Here is a 20,179-nt window from a genome sequence, read left to right on the forward strand (position 1 = left end):
AGGTCGATTACCACCCGGTCTGGAACTGCGTACATGCCGAGAAGCTCAGCTTAAAAGAAGCGTGGCGGCTGGCGAACGCGATCGGCCAAAATCGCACGGCGGCGAGCCCAGTGGGCAAAGTATCAAGATCACGTCGAAGCTGAGAGGCTGGTCTTCTTCGACGAGACCTGGACGCGGACCGATATAGACCCTTGCGGGGCGGGTGCAGACTTCACGCCAAGGTTCCCGACGCCGCTGGAAGACCATGACCTTCCTGGCTGCATTGCGCGATGACTGGATCTATGCGCCGTGGCTCATCGAGAGGCTGCGCGAGCTTTCTGGCAACGAGCCCGCGTATGGTGAAATCGCCGTCCTTGATCCGCTGCGACAGCCAGACCGCATGCTCGCCCGAAATCGCCGTCGGCTTGTAGCCACCGATCTAACTCGGCTCGACGCTGCCGATCCCCCGCTTCATCCAGCCAATCGCAGTGCTGATTGCCACCCAAATAGGTGTGTGTGTGCTTGATAGGGACATGCCGCACTCAATTGCCCCGACGAACCGCTTGCGAATATTTCAGCAAGTACGGTTTGCCCATCCATGCTGATCTCCTTTCAGCCAAAACGGTGAATCAGAAACAAGCTGATTTGAGATCCTAATCGCTCAGTCTAAACTCATCCCGCTTTAGGGCTGGCTTGGGACGCCGACCCGCCTTCAACGTACGGATGCGACATTACGCGAACGCGATCTAGCGGGGGAGCGCAGCTTTCAGCCTTTGGCGAATGCCTTCGATCGACAGCGGGATGGCAACCAAACTGGCAACAAACAGCCAAAGTACGCATTCGAGAATGAAGCGAGTCCAGCCCGTGGAAGGCAGCGCCGATCGTATTGCTATTCCGACGCCCCACCCCGACATGATGATTGTGCTTGCTATGACCGCCAGGAATAGGGCGTGCCGGAGCGGGTGTTGCAGGGTCTCGCGCATGATGACCAGCGTTAGCAGGCAGAATTGGATCCCCACATCGCTTGCTACAATCGCGATTGCCGCGCCCAGCGGCCCGAGCGGAGGAACGAGGAGCAGAGACAAGGCGAGAAAGACCGCCAGCTGCACCCCCTTGGTGCGCAACAGCAGGCTTGCGCGGTTGCTGTAGTTGGCGTAGCTCGACGCGACGACCGCGGGTGCGACCGCGGCCGCGCCGCTCAGCAGCATGATCGTGAGCAGCGGGTCGTAGGGTATGTTGCCGTGCGTCCAGATCGAAAAAAAATCCTGCCAGAACGGCAATAGTCCGGACACCACAGCGCTCGCTAGCACGGTGACGAACATAGAGCCACGCGCATACAGGTCGCGCAACCGCTCTACGTCACCGACGGCATGGTCGTGTCCGAGTTCGGCGGCGAGTGGCAGCGCAGTCTGCAAGCAGAGGGCCCGCAACAGTCCCGCCACGACCCGCGTCAGTCCCCATTGCGCCACCGCGACGCGGTCGAACACCAGAGCGCTGACCAGCATCACCGGAAGATTCTGTAGCGTGAGTTCCGTTGCCGCAGCGAGCCCGAAGGGAGCCGCCTTTCGAAACTGTCCGATGATCCAGCGCGGGGAATTGTCGGACCTCGCACCTCGCAAGAAGGGGAACAGCCGCGGCGCGTCAACTGCCAGAAGATAGACGGTAATCAGCACCTGGGCGGCGACATAAGCGAGCGTAACGGCTAGGAGGCTCCCGATCGAAACGATCGCGATTAATTGGCCGATCTGTCCGGCGGCAATAGCCCAACCCTGGAACCAGGCGGCGCGACCGTATAATCCGCGCGCGCGATACAAGGCGGCGACTACCCCGACCGGGAGAGTCAGCGACGTGCCCGTGGCCATCACTACGAAGGCCGCGTCGAAGTCCGCGATGGCCCGAAATTTGAAAACCGTCGAGGGCGAAACCAGTTGTGCGCAACCGAGAATGATGAGGGCGATAATGCCCGCAACGCCGAGATAGATCCGCAGCAGCCCGCCATAGAAGCTCCCCGTTCGCCCGTCGCAGTCGGCGCTGGACTTGAACGCTAGAAAGCGATTGATCGTACGAAATTGCAGCCCGCAGTCGGCGATCAGGATCAGATTGCCGATTGCATAGATCACAAGCCAGGCGGCGAGGACCTCGCTGCTCCAGAAATGCAGGAAGACCGGGATGAGGAGGACTTGTTGCGTCACGCCCAGAACCAGCTGGACCAGATTTGCCGACCAGCCTTGAACAAGGCGGCGAACCCGGCTATGACGCCCGGAGTCGACCGACCCTAAGTTTCTGCTTGCATTGGCTTTGTTCTTCAAGGCCATCTCTCTCCACGAGACGAGCTAGCAGCCTCGCGGATGGATGTCGATATGATTTCCGTCGAGACCTCGTAGCGGTCGACATGGATTGGTGAGGAATGGGATCCGAGTTCATACCCTTTAATCGGCCGCATCTGACTGGAAGCGAACTTCGCTATATCGAGCAGGCGCAGCGGAATTTCCACCTGTCTGGAGATGGCACGTTCACGAAACGCTGCCACGAGTGGCTTGAGCGGAATACCGGATCTTCCAGGGCACTGCTCACGCACTCCTGCACGTCCGCCCTCGACCTTGCCGCGTTGCTGCTCGACCTCGAAAGCGGCGACGAAGTCATCGTGCCCTCCTTCACTTTCGTCTCGACCGCGAACGCATTCGTGCTTCGCGGTGCGGTACCTGTGTTTGTCGATGTTCGCGAGGACACGCTCAACCTCGACGAGCGGCAGATCGAGGCCGCGATCACGTCGCGGACGCGCGCGATCGCCCCGGTGCATTACGCCGGCGTCAGCTGCAACATGGACCCGATCCTGGCGATCGCCGAGCGTCACAACCTGAGCATCGTCGAGGATGCCGCCCAGAGCATCATGGCCGACTACAAGGGACGCGCGCTCGGGGCGATCGGACGCATCGGCAGCTTCAGCTTCCACGAGACCAAGAACATCATGTCCGGCGAAGGCGGGTGCATCCTGGTCAACGATCCCGAGCTCGCCACCAAGGCCGAGATCATGCGCGAGAAAGGAACCGACCGCAGCCGGTTCTTCCGCGGCGAGGTCGACAAGTACAACTGGCAGGATGTTGGCTCATCCTTCCTGCCGAACGAGATCACCGCGGCGTTCCTCTGGGCCCAGCTCGAGCAGGCCGAGCGGATCACGGCCGAGCGGCTGACGATCTGGAATCGGTACCACGGCATGCTCGCCGGACTGGAGCAGCAGGGCGTGCTTCGCCGGCCCATCGTGCCAGGCGACTGCCGCCAGAACGGGCACATGTATTACGTCCTGCTGTCCCCGGAGATCGACCGCGGCGCTGTTCTCGCCACGCTCAAGGAGCGCGGAGTTCACGCAGTATTCCACTATGTACCGCTTCACTCGTCGCCGGCAGGGCGGCGATTTGGCCGCGCTGCCGGCGAGCTCAAGACTACGACTTCGGTATCGGAGCGGCTGATCAGGCTACCGTTCTGGATCGGCTTGAGCGAATCGCAGCAGCAGCGGGTCTGCGACACCCTGCGGGACGTTCTCCTGCGCTGACCCGGAAAGCATAGCCGTCGTTGCTACGGCCTCACCGTCCTGGCCTGCTCGCACGCATCAGCAGCCGCTTTGAGGTCTCGCACCGGCTTGTAAAGGCGCTGCTCGAATTTGGCCGGCGCGAACGCCCGGACCGCCTGGACCGCTCCGACGTCCTTGTAGTCGCGCGAGACGTCGATTCCGAAGGGGCTGAGCACGTCCAGCGGAAATGAATCGGGCGAGCCGGGCTCCGTCAGCAGCCAGGACGCGACGAGCCGTGCGCAGCCGACATCTGCCAACGCAGCTTTCAGAAAAGTGCTGCTCCCCGGATATCCGGCACTTAACCAAGCGGCGCCCGGGGCCGTCCCTCCAAAAGCATAGACGGCGCCGGGACTGACGCCGCTTAAATCGATCACCGGGCTGCCCGGCGCAAATCCGTTGTCGGCCGCAATGATCCTGAGATTACGGACATAGGCCGCCGTCTCTGCACTCACCAGCAGTATCTGATTGCCGCTGCCGAATTCGGTCGCCGTAGTCTGCATTCGCAAAGGCGCCATCTGGCGATAGGGATGTTGTGCCGAAGCAAACACAATTTCCATCGTTGCAAGTAAGGCCGCCGCAAGGACGGGTGTCAGACGCCACCGGGCGAGAGCCCCTTCTGGCGCGGCGGGCGCGGCCTTGAGTACGACTGCAGCCAACAGCCAAAAAAATCCGACGCGCGCGCCCTGTTGCCAATAATTGTTGTTGGTTCCCAGCGCGTACACGTACGGCAGCACGACGAAGAATACGGTCGTCGCAAGGATCTCACGCGAACGCAGCGCACCTCGCCACGTCGAAAAGAACAGTGCGGCGACGGCGGTGGCAAACAGGATCGCGCAGAACATCAGCGGCTGAAATGGTTCGTACGAGATCGTCGGGTTCATCCACCCGAGACACACAGAAACCACGACTGCCGAAGCGATCGCGGCGATGATTGCGGAGGCGAACCTCAGCGCCGGCTTCGCACTGGCGGTAAGCACGACCATGACGAAGGCCAGGACCAGGAGTCGCTGAAAATTGACGTGCTGCTCCTGGCTCAAGGTGAAGTCATCCAGGTGAAACAGATTCCCGAGGGACTGGCCGGCCGCCATCAAAGTGCTGAGCTCGAGGCCCCGCTCGATGCGAGCGACAAACCCGCTCACAGAGCCATCGATGGCCAGCGCCACGAAGATCAGGATCAATAGCGCGGTTAGAACAGAGGCGAGCAATCCGCGAATCGAGAATCTGCCGATAGCAATCGTGTATGCGAGTACGACGGCGCCCAGCAGAGCCGCCCCGGGCGGCTTCGCAAGAAACGCCAACGCACCTCCCGTACCGATGACGAACCATCCGCCGAGTCTCAGCCGCGGCGAAGGGCCGCCACTCAAGATCGCTCCGATGGCGGTGACCATCAAGGATGTGAACGCAAGGGAGTTGTAGTTCGGCGTCGGCAGCCACAGGTCAAGGAAGGCCAGCGCGCCGCTCGCCGTCACGAACGCCGGGGTGAACAGTCCCCTCACCGGCAAATTCGATCCCGTCTCGGACCGGCCTGCGCGCAACGTGTGAAGCGTGGTGAGGGCCAGGAGGAAGGCACAGAGAAATATGCTCAAGACGTTCGCTTGCCGGAGCAACGCGACGTTGTGGCCGAGCAGCCGGTACAAAGGATGGTAGACGAATCCAAACTGGGTGATCGACGCGGGGTACGCGTGCGGGCCTGCAATCCAGTTCAGGTAAAAGCCTTCGTCGGTGAATTCGAACCCGTGCCGGCACAGCAGCAGCACCCAGATCAGAAGACAGATGCTCGCCGCTAGCGATGCCCAGGAAGCTGCGGCTTCGAATCTCTCCGCCAAGCGCGCACTTCGCATGTTTCCGATTACGGTCGATGATTTGTGATCGTCAGGCAAAGACAAATCCGAAGGCGCGGCCAGCCAGGCCCGGAGGCTGTAGCGGATTTGATGGGAGTACGCTAGCTGGCCGGCGCCGTCCGCCCGGCTGCCCGTCTTCAAGCAGCTCTCAGAGGCCGTCGGATTGGCCGTTTTTGGGCGTAGAACGTGGCACGAAATGAGCGAACGACGTATCGCTGGCGGTCGGCATCGTCGGCCTGCCACCGGCATCCGCGGGCGGGCCCGCGGGAGCGGCAGCGTCCGGCCGTTGGAGCGCCAGCACCTCGCTGCGCTCGCCCTGCTTGAGCGTCACCTCGCGGGGCTGGACCGAGGTTAGCGACCAGCCGCCGAGCGATTCGCCCAACCGCAGGCGCACCACCTTCTGATCGGTACGGTTCACGAGGATCGCGATGGCGTCGCCCTCACCCACGACGGCCTCGACCAGTAGCAGCGGGGGCGGCGCGGCGTCACGTGAGACTCTTCGACCGGGGATGCGGCAACCGCGCGCGGCGGCGGCCGGCGCGTGGCCGAGAAGATCGGGCGTTCCTGGGTCACGGCCAGCACCGAGAGCGGCACCGACCAGAGCGGATTGCCGCGGGGAGCCGGCTTGGTTGCAGCCTGCGTCGGCCGCGGAATCGGCCTCACCGTGCCGACATCAATGCTCTCGGCGGGGCCGCCCGCGGCGTCGTCGGACAGGATGTTTACGCACGAGCAGATGGCAGCTAGGGCTTCTGCAATGCCAAGGACTACGCATAACACAGCCAATCCCGTCGGTCTCAGCCGCCCCGACATCGAAGTTCCCCCTGCCACCAGCCCACCAGCGGCCGCGCGCGCCAGCGCGGCAAGCCTTCCGCAGCAAACAAGTTCCGATGCGCCTCGCCTTCAACCCGCACCTGAGGTCTGCGCAGAACCCGCCTTGCCGTCCGACATGTTGCAATGCGTGAAAATGTTGCCCAATGGTCACGCCCGCTGAAATTGCAAGGGAAATGGGCAGGAACCCCGCGCAAATGGACCTCCGTTCATTGCGGGTCGTCGCGACGCATGGTGCGGGCCCGGCCTTGCCGCGTGCTCCAGTTGCATAATTCCGACGATTTATTTTGGCGATTTGAGAAAATCCGATGGCTGGACCGACAATGGCGCGTGAAATGATCGATTACAGGCTGCGCTCCGTCGTCCGTCACTCCCTGGCGACCCTGCTCGCGACCACGGCGCTCGGCAGTCGTCGCCGCGCACGCCCTCGACGGCTCCTGGGTCGGCAGTTCGTCCTATGAGTGGACAGACGGCACCAATTGGAGCTCAACTCCGAGCGTACGGGTCGACACGGCGACCTTCTGGACGACGGGCCCTACACGTCACCAGCAGCGGCCTCGTCGCGCCGGCCTACACGATCACCACCAGCGACGTCTTCCTGGTGAACGGCGCTGGCATCTTCAACAATTCGACCAACGCGCAGACCTTCGACGTCGGCTCCAGCATGGTGTTCCAGAATTCGAGCACCGCGAGCGGCGGCAGCAACTTCTTGACGTACAGCGTCAGCGGCGGCGCGATGATCTTCAAGGGCACCAGCACCGCCGGAACCGCCAAAATCACCAACAACGGCGACATCGAGTTCAACAACAGCGGCAATGCGGGGACCGCGACTATCGTCAACAACGCGGTGATCATTTCAACGACACCAGTTCGGCGAATGGGTCCAACATCACGAGCACCGCGACCGGTTTCGTGACATTCAACACCTCGTCCACCGCGGGCACGGCGACGATATCCAACAGCGGCGCGCTGATCTTCAGCAACTCCGCCACCGCTGGCAGCTCCCTCATCATTACCCAGACTGGCGGCACCACGAGCTTCACCGAGGCGGCAGCGCGCGCTTCATCACCAATGCCGGCGGCACGGTCGACATCTCGGGTCTCTCCAGCGCGGGCATCACGGCGGGCTCGATCGAAGGCGCCGGCAATTACGTCCTCGGCGCCAAGACACTCACCACCGGCAGCCTCAACACCTCGACCCAGGTCGACGGCGTGATCTCCGGCACCGACGGCGGATTGACCAAGATCGGCACCGGCACGCTGACCCTGACCGGCACCAACACCTATACGGGCGCGACGACGATCTCGTCCGGAACCCTGGCGCTGACCGGCTTCGGCAGCATCGCGTCGTCCAGCGTCGTGACGGTGAACGGGACGTTCGACATCTCCGCATCCTCGGTTGTGTTCAACTCCATTACGACGCCTCACCGGCAATTCCACCGGCGTCGTCAACATGGGCGGCACGGTCTGTTCGTCGCCAACGGCTCGACCGAATTCGCCGGCGTGATTCAGGGCAGCGGCGGATTTGAGGCCGGTGGCGGAACGAAGACCCTTTGCGGCGTCAATACCTACTCCAACACGACGCAGATTGATGCGGCGCGACGGCGCTGAGGGGCAGCGGTTCGATTGCGAGTTCGGCGAGCGTCACGTTCTCGCCCGGGGCAGGCGGAACGTTCGACATATCGCAAACGACTTCCGGCACGTCGGTGAATGCACTGTTGTCGCTCACTTCAGGCGGCATCGTCGTACTGGGCTCGAAGACACTGACGATCACCAGCGGCAGGTTCTTCGGCGGTGCGATGCAGGATGGCGGCATTGCCGGCGGTACCGGCGGCAGCATCGTGATCCCCAACAGCGCCACGCAGCAACTCTAAGGTAACAGCACCTAGACCGGCACCACGACCATCGCGAGAAGCGTCGCTCGGCCTGATCAATTTCGGCGGCAGCGATGGCAGCGAAGCGGAAACGCGGTGATGCGGTGGCTCAGGCCGGAGATGTCGAAGATGCCGTTGGCAATGACATTGCTCGAGGTCGCGAGGCGCTCAATGCCAACGGCGAACTGGTCTCCGGTGACATCGCCGCGCCGGCGCCGGGCGACGTGGCGCTGCGGATGGAGCGGCTCGGTCTGGTGCTGGTCGACAACGTCACGCCGGTGGAGGGCGGTGCGGCGGGGGGCTAGCTGAGCCTGTTCAACAGGCCGACGCCGGAAGACGTCACAATCCTCACCCGCGACTCGAGCTGCTGTTGCGCAGCGCCGGCATCAATGAAGCGCTGGAGCTGCTCGCTGCCGATCCGGATTTCGAACGATTGCGGCCAATCGTTGCCGACATCCGCGCGCGCGTGGTTTCCGGCGAGAGCTAGATTGGCGCCTATGTTGCCAATGCCGTGTTGCGAAAGAGGCCGCTGCGCGGGACCACCTTCCTGCCATTCGGGCTGTTCCTGCCGCCGTTGATCTGGCTCGGATGGCTCAGCGAGCCCTAATATCTGAACTGGCTCGGCGGCTGGCTTAAGCCCGGCGCGCCCACGCGGAATCGCCGTTGCGGCGCAGGCGTGACGCACCTCTCGCCTACGGTGCATGGGGTTGTTTTCGGCTTTTTTGCCGGAGAGGGTCTTGCGGCACGATCCGCGCGGCTCAGTGCTCGCGGCTCAGCGCCCATTCCAGCGCCCTCAAGCGCGCATGGGCGACCTTCCCACGTGGTGACGGCGTCCGCCGCCGCGACCTCCCGCCACCGCGGGCCGGGGGCAATTGCCATCACCGATTCATTTTACTATGACGGAGCGATCGATGGACATGTAAAATTGGCCCGCCCATCGGCTGTGATGGGCGGTTGGCCAAGAAAACGACTGTTCCTGCAATCAATGAATACGAACGTTTCGACTGCTTCGCCGATCAGCCCGAGAGCGCTCGACCGCGAAGCGTCGTCCATCCGGCACCTGCTGATCGCCGCCTCGATCGCGATCGCCTGGATGATCTTGCTTTGCTCGATCTTCGATCCGAAATGGGAGACCAATGACGACGTCGCGATGTCAATGGTTGCTCATGGGTACGGCATTGCCGACTACGGCTCGGATCACTTGTTCTTTTCCAACGTTTTGTGGGGCGCCATCGTCCGCAGCCTTCCCTCGGTCGACGGCATACTTGGCTACTCCATCGCGACATTGCTGTCACTGGCCTTAGCTGGTGCGGCGACCGTCTATTTTTTACTGCGCCTGGGTGTCAGGCCGATGGTCGCCACCTTGGTCCTGACCATCGTCTTCACGCGCCCTATCCTGTTTCCGCAGTTCACCGAGACGGCCGGATTGCTAGGTATTGCAGCCGCGCTCGGCCTGCAGGCGTTTTGTCGCCGCCGATCGGTTTACGATCTCGTCGCAGCTTGTTGCCTGGCATTCTTCGCATATCTGATCCGAGACCTTGAATTGGCTCTGGTCGTCGCTGTAGCTCTGCCCCTGCTGCCGTGGGGAAAATTGGCTGCCTCACGGTCCGCTCGCCTTGCAGCGGCCTTGCTCTTGATTTGCGTCGCTGGCGCAGCCATCGCTGACGCGCGCGCCTACTTGCCGCCCGAATGGCAGACCTTCCGGCAGCAGAACCTGGCGCGCGCCCCGCTGACGGATTTTGGCTCCGCCACATTCATCCTAGAACGTCCGGATCTCATGCAGCGTCATGGCTTGTCCAGGAACGACATTCGGCTCGTCAGTAACTGGTTCTTCATCGACCCGCAGCTCTCCAATCCGGAATTGTTGCGCTCGCTCATCCGCGAAATTCCAGCGCAGATGATTCTGGAGAGAAACCTCGCATCCAGTCTCGATGCCCTTCTTGCCATACCGCAGAGTCCCTCACTCCGAACGCTTACATATATCAGTATCGCGCTGCTGATGATCCTGCTGCGGCCGCGTCTGTTCGCCGTCTGGGCCCTCTTCTTCGCCGCCATTTTTGCTTTTGCGTCAGTCGGACGCCCTCCGCCAGCTCGCGTCTGCTTCCCTCTGCTCGGGTTGCTGATCTTTGCCGCCGTCTCCATGCAACCTCAGCTGCCGCGATGGAGGGACCTCGCGCTGACCGCCGCCCTGCTTGCCGGCGCCGTCTCGAACGCATGGCATCTCATCGGAGAGGCCACTGCAAGCGACCGAGCCATCGCGCTCGCCCGCCTTCAAAAATTCAGCTCACCGGAATCGACGTTCGTTTGGGGCGACGCGCTGCCCTTCGAAGCAGTGTTTCCTGTATTCACGCGCGTGGACGATGTCCGCTCGACTCGAATATACGCCCTCGGGGTGTTGACCCTTGCACCATTTTCTGTGCCCACTGCAGACGAGGCGGCGCACCGAGGCTTTCTCGTGCGATTGCGAACCGAGGCGGGCATTCCCCTGATTGCTGCACCCGAGCAGCAATCGTTGTTGAACACGTATTGCGTCGAACATCTTGGGACGCCGCTTCGGACGCAGATCAAGACAAAAGGAGAATTGTGGTCCGTGGTGAACGCTAGCTGCGCAAGTGCGGCCAAATAACCACGCCCCGCATCTTTCAAGCACAGGTCCGGAGCGGTAATGCCCTTTTACCCACGGCTGGAAAGAGTTAGATAGGCCTGCATCTGGGCTCCGGGCGAATTCTTGACAGGAACGGCAAGTTGTTAATTTCGATCATCCAGTCATGCTATATCCCATGGAAGGGATTTTTTGACCTCATCGGACAGTGCGACGAATACGTGATCTTCGATCGCATGCAATTCGTCAAGCGGCACTGGCATAATCGAAACCGGATCAAAACCGCTAACGGGCTGGAGTGGCTGACGATACCCGTCATCACGAAGGGGCGCTTTGACCAGGCGATCGACGAGGTCGAGATCGAGAAGCCTTGGGCCGAGAAGCACTGGCGCGCGCTGGAACTGGCCTACCGTCGCGCGCCGTTCTTCGAGACTCTGGCGCCGCTCGTGCAGGGCTGGTACGAGCGCGCCGACAAGGAGATGTTTCTCACTGACATCAACGAATTGTTTACAAGAGAAATCGCCGCGCTGCTTAGGATGCGAACCCGTATAGTGAGGGATACCGACTATCCCGCAGAGGGCGCCAAGACCGCAAGACTTATCGCAATTGCGGCTGCTGCGGGCGCAGACCGCTATCTTAGCGGCCCATCTGCGCGCGCTTATCTCGACGAGTCGCTGCTCGCTACCGCTGGCATCGCCACTGAATGGATGAGCTACGAAGGGTATCTAGAGTATCCGCAGCTGCATGGTCAGTTTGAGCATGCCCTCAGCGTGCTCGACCTGCTGTTTAACGCCGGTCCCGAAGCGCCACGTTTCGTCCGCCAAAAAAGTGCGGTCTAACGTCATCGGCCCCGGGATCTGTCCAATTCGCGCGAAGGAAGCTGCTCGTAAGCAAGCAGGACTTATTCACCCAGATTGCTGACAGCACCGCCCGCAGCCGCGGGCGAGGTTCCAAGCGCGGTGTTGCCGAGGGTCGGCTGTTGCCGTAGGTGATGGCCGCTCCGTTGAAGCCCGGTGTTGAATGTGACGTCGGATTTCGACAGACGGAGGTTGCTGGCCGACTGAACGCTGGTGCCGTTCCCTGAGATCCAACTGCTGTCGATACAGAGGGCCCGCCCGTGTCGGCCTCGACACCCGTGGTTTTGCTAGAAAATGCGAGCGTGTGACCATGGCGCTGTTACCCATGGCGGCCGCGATGCCGAACAGGTTCCGACGACATGAGCTCCTTCCCAATGGCCCTGTTTAGATCCGTGGTGACGAGAGCTATCCCGGTTCCAGTATTGTTGCCGATGATGGTGTTGCGGATACAGAGCTGTGTGTTGCCAGCCGTTCGCGCATCACCTATGCCGGCTTGGGAGAATTGGGTGATGACGCAATCTTCGAGCGCTACCAACGCTGCGGCTCAGAATGCGAACACCCTTGAGACCTGGCGAAGCCGAATCTGCGAGCCCCTGAAGCTGGATGTTGGGGAACGACCTTGTCGGTCGTCGCCGCGCTGATAGCGATACCATTCGTGCCCGCAACTAGAACGGACCCGATTTGTGCAATTTACCGTAATAGATTTGGTAATCGTCACCGCACCATAACCGGCTGGATCCAGACAGTCGATCTCGCCGAACCCCGCGGTCTTGGAGATTGCTCCGGCGAAGGTGTTGCAGGGAGCCGTCCGACTGCAGGGATAGGCATCATCGCCCAGGCCCGATCCCCTGTTCGCGATGCCTGAGCATGGGCCGGAGCTGATGCGAGGAATGGCAGGAATAGACCAATGACCAATGCTGAAACGAATGCAGTATTGCTTCGATGCCCATCGAATCGAACAGATACGAAAGCAAAGAAATTTCGGGAATAAATCAAGACGAGACTCAAGGCTGACCGATGGAAGGCGCCACTCTGACGTTATGTCCCTCGCTCCGCGACAATGGTTCAATAGCCGTGCACTTTTGTTGCGTGTACCGCCGACGTTGATTCATTCTGTCAATTGCGCATGGAAGCTGCCTGTCGTATGTCCTTGGTGGGTTTAGAAGAAGTGTGGATCGAGGAAAATCTGGTGTGGCGAAGCGGCTTCAAGTCTGCGGAACGACAAGTCCTTTTGCACAGCAACAATCTTCCCCTCGGACCACAACGTATCCTGCGCGCTAAGACCCCGACCGGTCGTTCCACGCACGGGGCAAGCAATCCGCCGAAGGCAAAGGCTGCCCGATGAAACTCTCGATTGTTACCACGCTGTACCGCTCCGCACCCTACGTCGAGGAATTCCATCGGCGTGCGACCGAGGCCGCGCGCAGGATCACCGACGATATCGAGTTGATCATGGTGAATGACGGTTCCCCCGACCGGAGCCTCGATGTTGCATTGAAACTGCGCAGCTCGAATCCGCGCATCATCGTCGTCGATCTGTCCCGCAATTTCGGACATCATAAAGCGATCATGACTGGCTTGGCCTACGCTTCCGGCGAACTCGTTTTCTTGATCGATAGCGACTTGGAGGAACAGCCGGAAGACCTCGCCCGCTTCTATGAGCGATTTCGCCAGGGCGATTGTGACGTCGTCTATGGCGTGCAACAAAAGCGAAAGGGCGGATTGCTCGAGCGGGTAAGCGGCGCCGTCTTTTTTGCCTTGGTCGATGCGCTTGGCGACCGCCCCTTGCCGCGTAATCTCGTGACTTCGCGGCTGATGACAGCCAATTACGTCAAGGCCCTGGTCCGACATCGCGATCGGGAATTCGTCATCTCCGATCTGTGGGAGGCCACCGGATTTCGCCAAATACCCATGATCGTCGGAAAGCTCGCGACATCACCGTCAACCTATTCGATCTGGAAACGGATCGATCTTGCCGTGAAACATTTGACGACGTCTTCAATGCGATTGCTGTACCTCGTGTTCTACACGGGGCTAGTGATCTTTACGACATCGATCGGCGTCGTCATCTACTTTCTGTTCCGTTACCTGACGCATGGGATCGGAGTGAGCGGCTTTACCTCTCAGATCATCTCGCTATGGTTTCTGGGCGGGCTCATCACTCTGATACTCGGCATTCTTGGAATTTACATTTCAAGCATTCTCGCTGAGACCAAGCGCAGACCCTATACCGTCGTACGCGCCGTTTATCGCTCCGGCGATGGGACGACCTAAGGACGGATTAAGGCTTGCCCCATGAAAACCGATAGCTTGCGCCAAGCAAAGATACTGAGCGACGTCGCTGCCTACTATGCTTCCAAGCTCGAGATCCACGGAGCGACCGCGCGTGGTGTCGACTGGAACGGGCCAGAATCGCACCAGCTCCGGCACCGGCAGTTCTTGCGATTAATCGAAAACGACCCTGACGGGTCGATCATCGATCTCGGCTGCGGCTTTGGCGACTTCCTGGGCTTCTTGAGAAGCTCGGGCCATCGCGGCACATTTACTGGCTACGATATTGCGCCCGATATGATCGAAGCGGCGCGGAGTCTGCATGGTGAGGGTGAGGATCGGCGCTGGCGCGTCGGCGCCGTGCCGGTTGAAGCGACCGACTTCGCGATCGCCAGCGGGGTCTTCAACGTGAAGGGGACCGTCTCGGCCGAGATTTGGCTGGACTATGTCCACCAAACCATGGATGTCCTTGCCGGCGCCGGCCGCAAGGGATTTGGCTTCAACGTCCTGAGCCTGTCGAGCGATGAGGACCGGCGAAGACCAAATCTGTATTATGCGGACCCTTCGCTGATGCTCAGTTATTGCCTGTCGCGCTACGGCAGATCTGTCGCACTGCTACAAGACTACGGACTGTACGAGTTCACGATTTTGGTGCGGCATCCTTAAATCCGCTTGATCGAGCAGGCGGTTTGAGCAGTCGACTTCGATGACGGTGGTCAAGTCCGTCCCCCATCGGGTTTTCGACCCCAGCCGCCCCTGCAGAACCTTCCTGAACTGCTGGGCGTCAATCCAGCTGACGACGCCCGAGGAACCGGCGCGAGCCGAGCAAACCCGGCTTCTCTGATCAGCTGCCTCTAGACCGGCATCCGGAATTCTGCGATTGCGACGGCCCTCCACCATGGACGTTCCTTCGATAAAGATGTTAGGAAAAGCCCGCAACGGGAGGCCTAGTGCGACTAAAGTTTCTCGACGGCATGCGCGGATGGGCCTCCGTATTCGTGGTTCTCTTCCACGTTTTTGTGGATGGGTTGCCGCCGGTACCATGGGCCACGCACCTCCGATATGTGTTGCCGTTCAACGGCGGCATGGCCGTGTTCTGTTTCTTCGTGATTTCAGCCATCTCGCTTTCAGTCGGCTATCTGACCTCTGGTGAGATCGGCGGCATTGCTCGCATTGCGGCGGCCCGTTACATTAGGCTTGCAATCCCGGTCTTCGCCATCTGTCTCTTGGTGCACCTTGTCTTGCTATCCGGCTGGCTCGACACGCCCGACCGGCTACCGCACTTTCGTTTCCTGTTCCAGTTTGAGCCGACGCTGAGACATCTTTTGACCTTCGGCCTTTTCGATGTGTTTTTCCGCTACAGCCCTCTTGAGACTTACGCAGGGCCCCTCTGGACCATGCAGCCGGAAATGTGGGGTTCAATGATTACGTTGGCTGCTGCGATCATCGTCAGGCGGATAAGGTTTCGATTGGCCGTCTTGGCCAGTCTCGCAGCCATCTTGTTCTATCTGGCAGAAAGCTCAACGAGTCAGATGCTGGCTATCTTTCCACTTGGTATTGCACTTGCCGATGCGATGCTGCGGGGCTGGCTCAACAGGATGTCCGCCTTTGTTGCGGCTTTGGCTGTGATTGCTGGCGGTGCTCTCATTCCAATGCTTTTCCCCTATAGCGTCCTGGCCTGGGGAATGATCGCCGCTCCTTTGCTGATCGCAGGATCAATAAGCCTTCCGTCGATTCGCAACCTCATGAGCAATCCAATATCCGAATGGCTTGGATGGCTGTCCTTCCCGCTCTATCTTGTTCATGGGCCCGTGATATCTATGCTTGGCGAGCCCATGATGCGAAACAACCCTCCAATTGCTAGGGGTCTTGCAGTCGACGGCCTCGTCATCGTCAGCTCAATCGCGGCCGCTATCCTGTTCGCACACCTCGTCAATGACCCAGCCGTGCGATTGGCGCGGTGGTTCGGAAGCGTGATCACGGCGCGCCTGCGGCTTCAGGCCTCCGCAGCCTGATCGACCTAACTTGCTGCTAAGATCTCGCAAATGACCTTGTGCAGGGACCTCTTGCGCAGCTTCCGCGTCCACTGCTTGCAATTTACCGCAGAACTCGCTGCGGAAGGTTACCTAGAGATCCAGAGCAAGCGGTCCGTCCCAGACGGCAAGGCCAAACCCAGTCGCCCCATAGCCATTGCCACTATAAGCCATCCAAAGTCGTTCGGCGTGCCAGAACAAGGCCGGGTAGCAGGCCATGTCGCCGTCCCAGCCACTACCGGATGCATCAAGTCCCATCGTCAAGTCTATCCGCGTCCACTTTGTCCCATCGTCGCGCGAGGCGGCAGCGCCAACGCGGTAGTGCGGCCCGCGGCACGCGAAACACATCAGGAGAGCGCTGCCGACCTTGATCACGCTCGGACGCGCGAGTGCATATTCGGTCTCGTCGGCGAACCCCACGACAGTTCTGCCGTCGCGTGTCCAACGAATTCCGTCGATCGACCGCGCCTGCTTGATCGCATGTTGCATGTCGGCGTTGCCGACTGCAGCAGCGAGATTTGAACCATACCACATGCGCCAATCTTGAGGACTGAGCCGCAAGACGCACGGATAAGAAAGCGTGTAAGGGTCCTCCACTGAACGATCTAGGATCGGACCAGGTGAAAATCGCGTGAACGGGCCGCCGGGGAGGCGAGATCGTGCAAGTCCAATGGCGTTCCGCCATGGCGAGCGCGTCCCGAGATTCCAGCCCATATAGTAGATCAAAAGCTCGCCATCCGTCGCGACGATGCTGCCGATGCCGATGCCGCTGTCATCAAAGGTGCCATCCGGGCCCGGCGCTAGCACAGGCCCACGCGCGACGTCCAGGACGCGAGGCGTTTCGCAGATCTCGACGTCCGCCCAACCAACGTGCGAACGCTTGTCGAAATCCCGTGAGCTGAAGAAGAAACGGAATGTGTCCCCGACAAGATGAAGCGGAGTGGCCAGAGCCGCATGGCTCCGCGCCCATGACAGCGTGCCATCCGGAACGTAGACCAAGCCGAGGCGCCTCCAAGACATCGCGTGCCTCAAAGATTTCGTAAGCGCGTGCTGGGCACCGCCGAGCGTTCCGAACCACGCGGGGCTACCACCGAGAAGTCCGGCTGATTCTCTAGCACGAGGGCGCCGGCGCCAAGCACGCACTTCTTGCCGATCGTCACATGATCCCGGATCGTGACGTTGACGCCCACGAAGCTTCCCTGCCCGAGCCGCACGCCGCCTGACACAACGACATGGGATGCGAGAAAAACGTCGTCCTCGATCACGGAGTGATGGCCGATATGGTTGCCGCTCCACAAGGTCACATTGGCGCCGACCGCCGCGAAAGGCTGGATGGTGTTGTCTTCCAATATGAAGCAGTTCTCCCCGAGATTGAACCCGGGAAATGTGGTCGCGCGACTGCTCAAATAGCTGACGAGGCGATAACCCTTGGCCTTGAAGGCCGCGACCTTTTCAGTCCGCACGGCGTTGATCTTAGCATAGCTCACGGCCACGAAGGCGCCGAAACGGTCTGGCGGAAATCTCTCGGTAACCTCCTCGAAAGCAACGACCCGGCGCCCGCGAAACTCGTGTTGCTTGAGATAAGCTGCATCGACCGTGAACGCGGCCGGTTCATAGCCGGAATCAGCAGTAAAGTAGAAATCGGCCAACTCGGCGATTTCACCAGTCCCGAAGACGACAATCGGCTGCTTTTGCACGATTTCTCCCGCTGTAAACTAAAAAGGCGATGGGATTAGGTCAAATCAGCATCGCGCTTTTGGCTGAGCATGATCTTTCGGAAAACCGTTTCGCACTCTTCCGGATCATGCTTTAGGGCCCGTATTCTAGCCTGAAGAGAATTGCGAGGTCCAACGTGTTTGTTGGTCCTTGAGCGCAGGCTCAACAACTTCGCTCGGCGGTCAACGTGGCGTAGCCGTGACGTCGGCACAACACGCCGTCAGTGAGGAAGGATAAAGCCGGCGAACGAGTCCTGGTGGTGGTCCAGCCAATCGACCAGGACATCGATCACCGGCTGGCCGGCGGCCGGAAGCCCGCTGGTATCCAAGTGAACGGCCGTATGGGCGCCAACAGCCAAGGGCGCGGCCGCGGAGTCCATTGCGCTCGAGGGAGTGCTCGCGCTGGGCGCGAACGTAAAGCCGTCTTTCGCGACCATCACATCCTGCGGACTCGTATGGCTGGGAATTCCGATGACGCCATCGCCATTGAGGTCCTGATGAAAGCTGGTCTCCAGCGACTCCAGTACAGTGCTGCTCCCAGGCACCGTGCCGGTATTGTTGACGGTGTCGTTGCCGTTGGCGTCCGTGTTCCAGACCGTGTATTGATCGGCTCCCGCAAGCTTCCAGGCGACCTCATAACCACTGCCAGTTGCTTCCGCGCCAATCGGCGCCCAGCCGCCCCATTGCCCGACCGTGATGCTGGCGCCGCCGTATTTCAGCGTCGGCCCGGTGCCGCCCGCAGATGGAGTGACGAAGTAATTGCCTCCCGACTGTTTCAGGCTGGTGGCGCCGTAGGACTCGATCATTGCGGTTGCTAACGCGGAAACACCGATGATACCGTCGCCATTGAGGTCCTGGTGAAAGCTGGTCTCCAACGACTGCAACGCGGCGCTGCTCCCCGACACCGTGCCGATATTGTTGACGGTGTCGTTCCCGTTGGAGTCGGTGTTCCAGACCGTATATTGATCCGCGCCGGCGAACTTCCAGGCGACCTCGTATCCACTGCCCGCGGCTTCGACGCCGATCGGGACCCAGCCGCCCCATTGCCCCACCGTGATGCTGGCGCCGCCATATTTCAGGGTCGGCCCGATCCCGCCCGCCGTCGAATTGGCGAAATAATAGTTGCCCGACTGCAGCAGGCTCGTTGAGCCATAGGACTCGATCGTCACGCCGGCCACGCCGAGAACACCGATCACGCCGTCGCCGTTGAGGTCTTGATGGAAGCTGGTCTCCAGCGACTGCAACGCTGTGCTGCTGCCCGACACTGTGCCGATATTGTTCACCGTATCGTTGCCGTTAGCGTCCGTGTTCCACACCGTGTATTGATCCGCGCCGATGAGCTTCCAGGCGACCTCGTAACCGCTGCCGGTAGCTTCCGCACCGATCGGCACCCAGCCGCCCCACTGCCCCGCCGTAATGCTGGTGCCGCCATACTTCAGCGACGGACCGCTGCCGCCAACCGTGGGATTCACGAAGTAGTTGCTGCCGGCCTGCACCAGGCTGGTTGCGCCATAGGACTCGATTATTGTCGGCGAGTTCGTCGCAAGGTGAAAGCCGAGCGCGTCAAGCTGCTTGAGGTCGATCGCCGTCAGCCCTTGATAGGTACTGCCAGTGTAGTATTCGTTAAAAGGATCATTGGGCCCTTGCACCCCGCTGTTGAGGAAGTCGCTCGGGTCGGAGTTCTGTCCGTAGTCGGCGAGCCTGGTGTTGCCCCCGTCCAGCGAGAAATAGGCAGGCGGCGCGGTCTGGGCACCCGAAAACAGGGGCGCGCCCGGGCTCGTGAAACGGAAGAAATCGAAGACATCAGGCGCCGAGCCATAGGGCACGCGGCCCATCGCGTGGGTCAGCTCATGCAGCGCGACACCGACTAATTGATTTGGATTGATGTCGGTTGAGAAATACGCGCTGGCGTCGTCAGTCGTTGTGTCGTTGGCACCAATGACACCCCAAAGCTTCAGCTGCGCATTCCAGGCGGCAACGTTCGACTGTCCCTGGATCGCCGTCCCGCTGGGAAGGCTATTAAACGTGGTGTCGCCTGAGCTGGCGTTGTTCACCAGCTGCGAGTGGACCCACGAATAATTCTCGTAGAGGCCGTTGTCGGGCCCAGCCGCTGCACCGCCGCCTGTGCCACTGTAGTCGATATTGATGTTGACGGTGATCTTGTCGGTGATATTGGCCGCAAGGATCGAGACCGCTTGTTGCAGACCGTTCTTGAAGCTGGCCGGCGCGGCCTGCGCCGCGGCATCGAGGATCAGGTTGATGGTGATGCCACCCGAATTGACCGACATGACGGAACCGGTCGTGGTGGTCGAACCGGGAGTGGCTCCCGCGGTGTCCGGGAAATAACTGCCCTCAATGCTATTACCGACAACGGTATAGAATGGATCGTCGGAGAGCAGTTCGTCAGTCGATGTTCTCATGGGATCATCTCGTATCAAGCTGCAGTCATGGGAAGTAGCAGTACAAAGCGACGGCCCTATCAGGCTCGGGCGTCAGGATTCGATCCCCACGTTAATTTGTGGTTTCGTGGAACCAACAATGCGAGCTTTAGCGGGGCCTTTTGTCCACAAAGCCTCTGTCGATTCAACCCGGTTAACTACCGTCAATAATAA

At 60.5% G+C, this 20,179-nt stretch carries 17 protein-coding genes; 9 read left to right on the top strand and 8 right to left on the bottom strand.

Annotation, left to right across the window (positions count from 1 at the left end; genetic code table 11):
• Positions 1 to 725: 725 nt before the first annotated feature.
• Positions 726 to 2,288: a hypothetical protein gene (locus tag ACVIIW_RS33900; protein WP_456704680.1), complete on the bottom strand. Its 1,563-nt coding sequence runs from the start codon at positions 2,286 to 2,288 to the stop codon at positions 726 to 728.
• A 98-nt stretch (positions 2,289 to 2,386) separates the two neighbouring features.
• Between ACVIIW_RS33900 and rffA the strand changes: the two genes are divergently transcribed.
• Positions 2,387 to 3,529, top strand: a complete 1,143-nt coding sequence (rffA, locus tag ACVIIW_RS33905; protein ID WP_456704681.1) for a dTDP-4-amino-4,6-dideoxygalactose transaminase — start codon at positions 2,387 to 2,389, stop codon at positions 3,527 to 3,529.
• A gap of 23 nt (positions 3,530 to 3,552) precedes the next feature.
• Here the strand turns inward: rffA and ACVIIW_RS33910 are convergent, their stop codons facing one another.
• The 4 genes from ACVIIW_RS33910 to ACVIIW_RS33925 all read right to left on the bottom strand — a co-directional run bounded on the left by ACVIIW_RS33910 (position 3,553) and on the right by ACVIIW_RS33925 (position 7,208).
• Positions 3,553 to 5,529: a hypothetical protein gene (locus ACVIIW_RS33910; RefSeq protein ID WP_456704682.1), complete on the bottom strand. Its 1,977-nt coding sequence runs from the start codon at positions 5,527 to 5,529 to the stop codon at positions 3,553 to 3,555.
• Positions 5,530 to 5,536: 7 nt separating this feature from the next.
• A complete protein-coding gene (locus ACVIIW_RS33915) occupies positions 5,537 to 5,836 on the bottom strand; it encodes a hypothetical protein (protein WP_456704683.1) in 300 nt (99 codons plus the stop codon).
• Positions 5,837 to 6,786: 950 nt separating this feature from the next.
• The gene (locus tag ACVIIW_RS33920; protein WP_456704684.1) at positions 6,787 to 7,071 is read right to left on the bottom strand and encodes a hypothetical protein; all 285 of its coding nucleotides are present in this window, start codon (positions 7,069 to 7,071) and stop codon (positions 6,787 to 6,789) included.
• Positions 7,068 to 7,208, bottom strand: a complete 141-nt coding sequence (locus ACVIIW_RS33925; protein WP_456704685.1) for a hypothetical protein — start codon at positions 7,206 to 7,208, stop codon at positions 7,068 to 7,070. Before ACVIIW_RS33925 ends, ACVIIW_RS33920 begins: the two co-directional genes overlap by 4 nt.
• 219 nt (positions 7,209 to 7,427) lie before the next feature.
• On the opposite strand from ACVIIW_RS33925, the gene ACVIIW_RS33930 reads away from it, so the two are divergent.
• From ACVIIW_RS33930 to ACVIIW_RS33965, 8 genes are all read left to right on the top strand, one after another.
• Positions 7,428 to 7,826 (top strand): autotransporter-associated beta strand repeat-containing protein, encoded by a 399-nt coding sequence (locus ACVIIW_RS33930; RefSeq protein ID WP_456704686.1) that lies wholly within the window; start codon positions 7,428 to 7,430, stop codon positions 7,824 to 7,826.
• 107 nt (positions 7,827 to 7,933) lie between these two features.
• The gene (locus ACVIIW_RS33935; protein ID WP_456704687.1) at positions 7,934 to 8,089 is read left to right on the top strand and encodes a hypothetical protein; all 156 of its coding nucleotides are present in this window, start codon (positions 7,934 to 7,936) and stop codon (positions 8,087 to 8,089) included.
• A 74-nt stretch (positions 8,090 to 8,163) separates the two neighbouring features.
• On the top strand, positions 8,164 to 8,394 hold the full coding sequence (locus ACVIIW_RS33940; RefSeq protein ID WP_456704688.1) for a hypothetical protein: 231 nt from the start codon (positions 8,164 to 8,166) through the stop codon (positions 8,392 to 8,394).
• A 515-nt stretch (positions 8,395 to 8,909) separates the two neighbouring features.
• Complete coding sequence (locus ACVIIW_RS33945) at positions 8,910 to 10,715, top strand: hypothetical protein (RefSeq protein WP_456704689.1); 1,806 nt, start codon at positions 8,910 to 8,912, stop codon at positions 10,713 to 10,715.
• Between the two features lie 119 nt (positions 10,716 to 10,834).
• On the top strand, positions 10,835 to 11,530 hold the full coding sequence (locus ACVIIW_RS33950; RefSeq protein ID WP_456704690.1) for a WbqC family protein: 696 nt from the start codon (positions 10,835 to 10,837) through the stop codon (positions 11,528 to 11,530).
• A gap of 1,359 nt (positions 11,531 to 12,889) precedes the next feature.
• On the top strand, positions 12,890 to 13,822 hold the full coding sequence (locus ACVIIW_RS33955) for a glycosyltransferase family 2 protein (RefSeq protein WP_456704691.1): 933 nt from the start codon (positions 12,890 to 12,892) through the stop codon (positions 13,820 to 13,822).
• Positions 13,823 to 13,843: 21 nt separating this feature from the next.
• The gene (locus tag ACVIIW_RS33960) at positions 13,844 to 14,485 is read left to right on the top strand and encodes a class I SAM-dependent methyltransferase (RefSeq protein WP_456704692.1); all 642 of its coding nucleotides are present in this window, start codon (positions 13,844 to 13,846) and stop codon (positions 14,483 to 14,485) included.
• Between the two features lie 284 nt (positions 14,486 to 14,769).
• On the top strand, positions 14,770 to 15,834 hold the full coding sequence (locus ACVIIW_RS33965) for an acyltransferase family protein (protein WP_456704693.1): 1,065 nt from the start codon (positions 14,770 to 14,772) through the stop codon (positions 15,832 to 15,834).
• A gap of 111 nt (positions 15,835 to 15,945) precedes the next feature.
• On the opposite strand, the gene ACVIIW_RS33970 is transcribed toward ACVIIW_RS33965, so the two are convergent.
• From ACVIIW_RS33970 to ACVIIW_RS33980, 3 genes are all read right to left on the bottom strand, one after another.
• Complete coding sequence (locus ACVIIW_RS33970) at positions 15,946 to 16,851, bottom strand: hypothetical protein (protein ID WP_456704694.1); 906 nt, start codon at positions 16,849 to 16,851, stop codon at positions 15,946 to 15,948.
• 29 nt (positions 16,852 to 16,880) lie between these two features.
• Positions 16,881 to 17,549, bottom strand: coding sequence for an acetyltransferase (locus ACVIIW_RS33975; protein WP_456704695.1), 669 nt, complete (start codon positions 17,547 to 17,549; stop codon positions 16,881 to 16,883).
• A 239-nt stretch (positions 17,550 to 17,788) separates the two neighbouring features.
• Positions 17,789 to 19,987, bottom strand: a complete 2,199-nt coding sequence (locus ACVIIW_RS33980) for an NF038122 family metalloprotease (protein ID WP_456704696.1) — start codon at positions 19,985 to 19,987, stop codon at positions 17,789 to 17,791.
• Positions 19,988 to 20,179 lie beyond the last annotated feature (192 nt).

Source organism: Bradyrhizobium sp. USDA 4449 (assembly GCF_054056275.1).

Coding starts and splice junctions, on each gene's coding strand:
- rffA (WP_456704681.1), top strand. CDS start 2,387: ATGGGATCCGAGTTCATACCCTTTAATCGGCCGCATCTGACTGGAAGC.
- ACVIIW_RS33920 (WP_456704684.1), bottom strand. CDS start 7,071: ATGATCACCGCGTTGTTGACGATAGTCGCGGTCCCCGCATTGCCGCTG.
- ACVIIW_RS33940 (WP_456704688.1), top strand. CDS start 8,164: ATGGCAGCGAAGCGGAAACGCGGTGATGCGGTGGCTCAGGCCGGAGAT.
- ACVIIW_RS33955 (WP_456704691.1), top strand. CDS start 12,890: ATGAAACTCTCGATTGTTACCACGCTGTACCGCTCCGCACCCTACGTC.
- ACVIIW_RS33960 (WP_456704692.1), top strand. CDS start 13,844: ATGAAAACCGATAGCTTGCGCCAAGCAAAGATACTGAGCGACGTCGCT.
- ACVIIW_RS33980 (WP_456704696.1), bottom strand. CDS start 19,987: ATGAGAACATCGACTGACGAACTGCTCTCCGACGATCCATTCTATACC.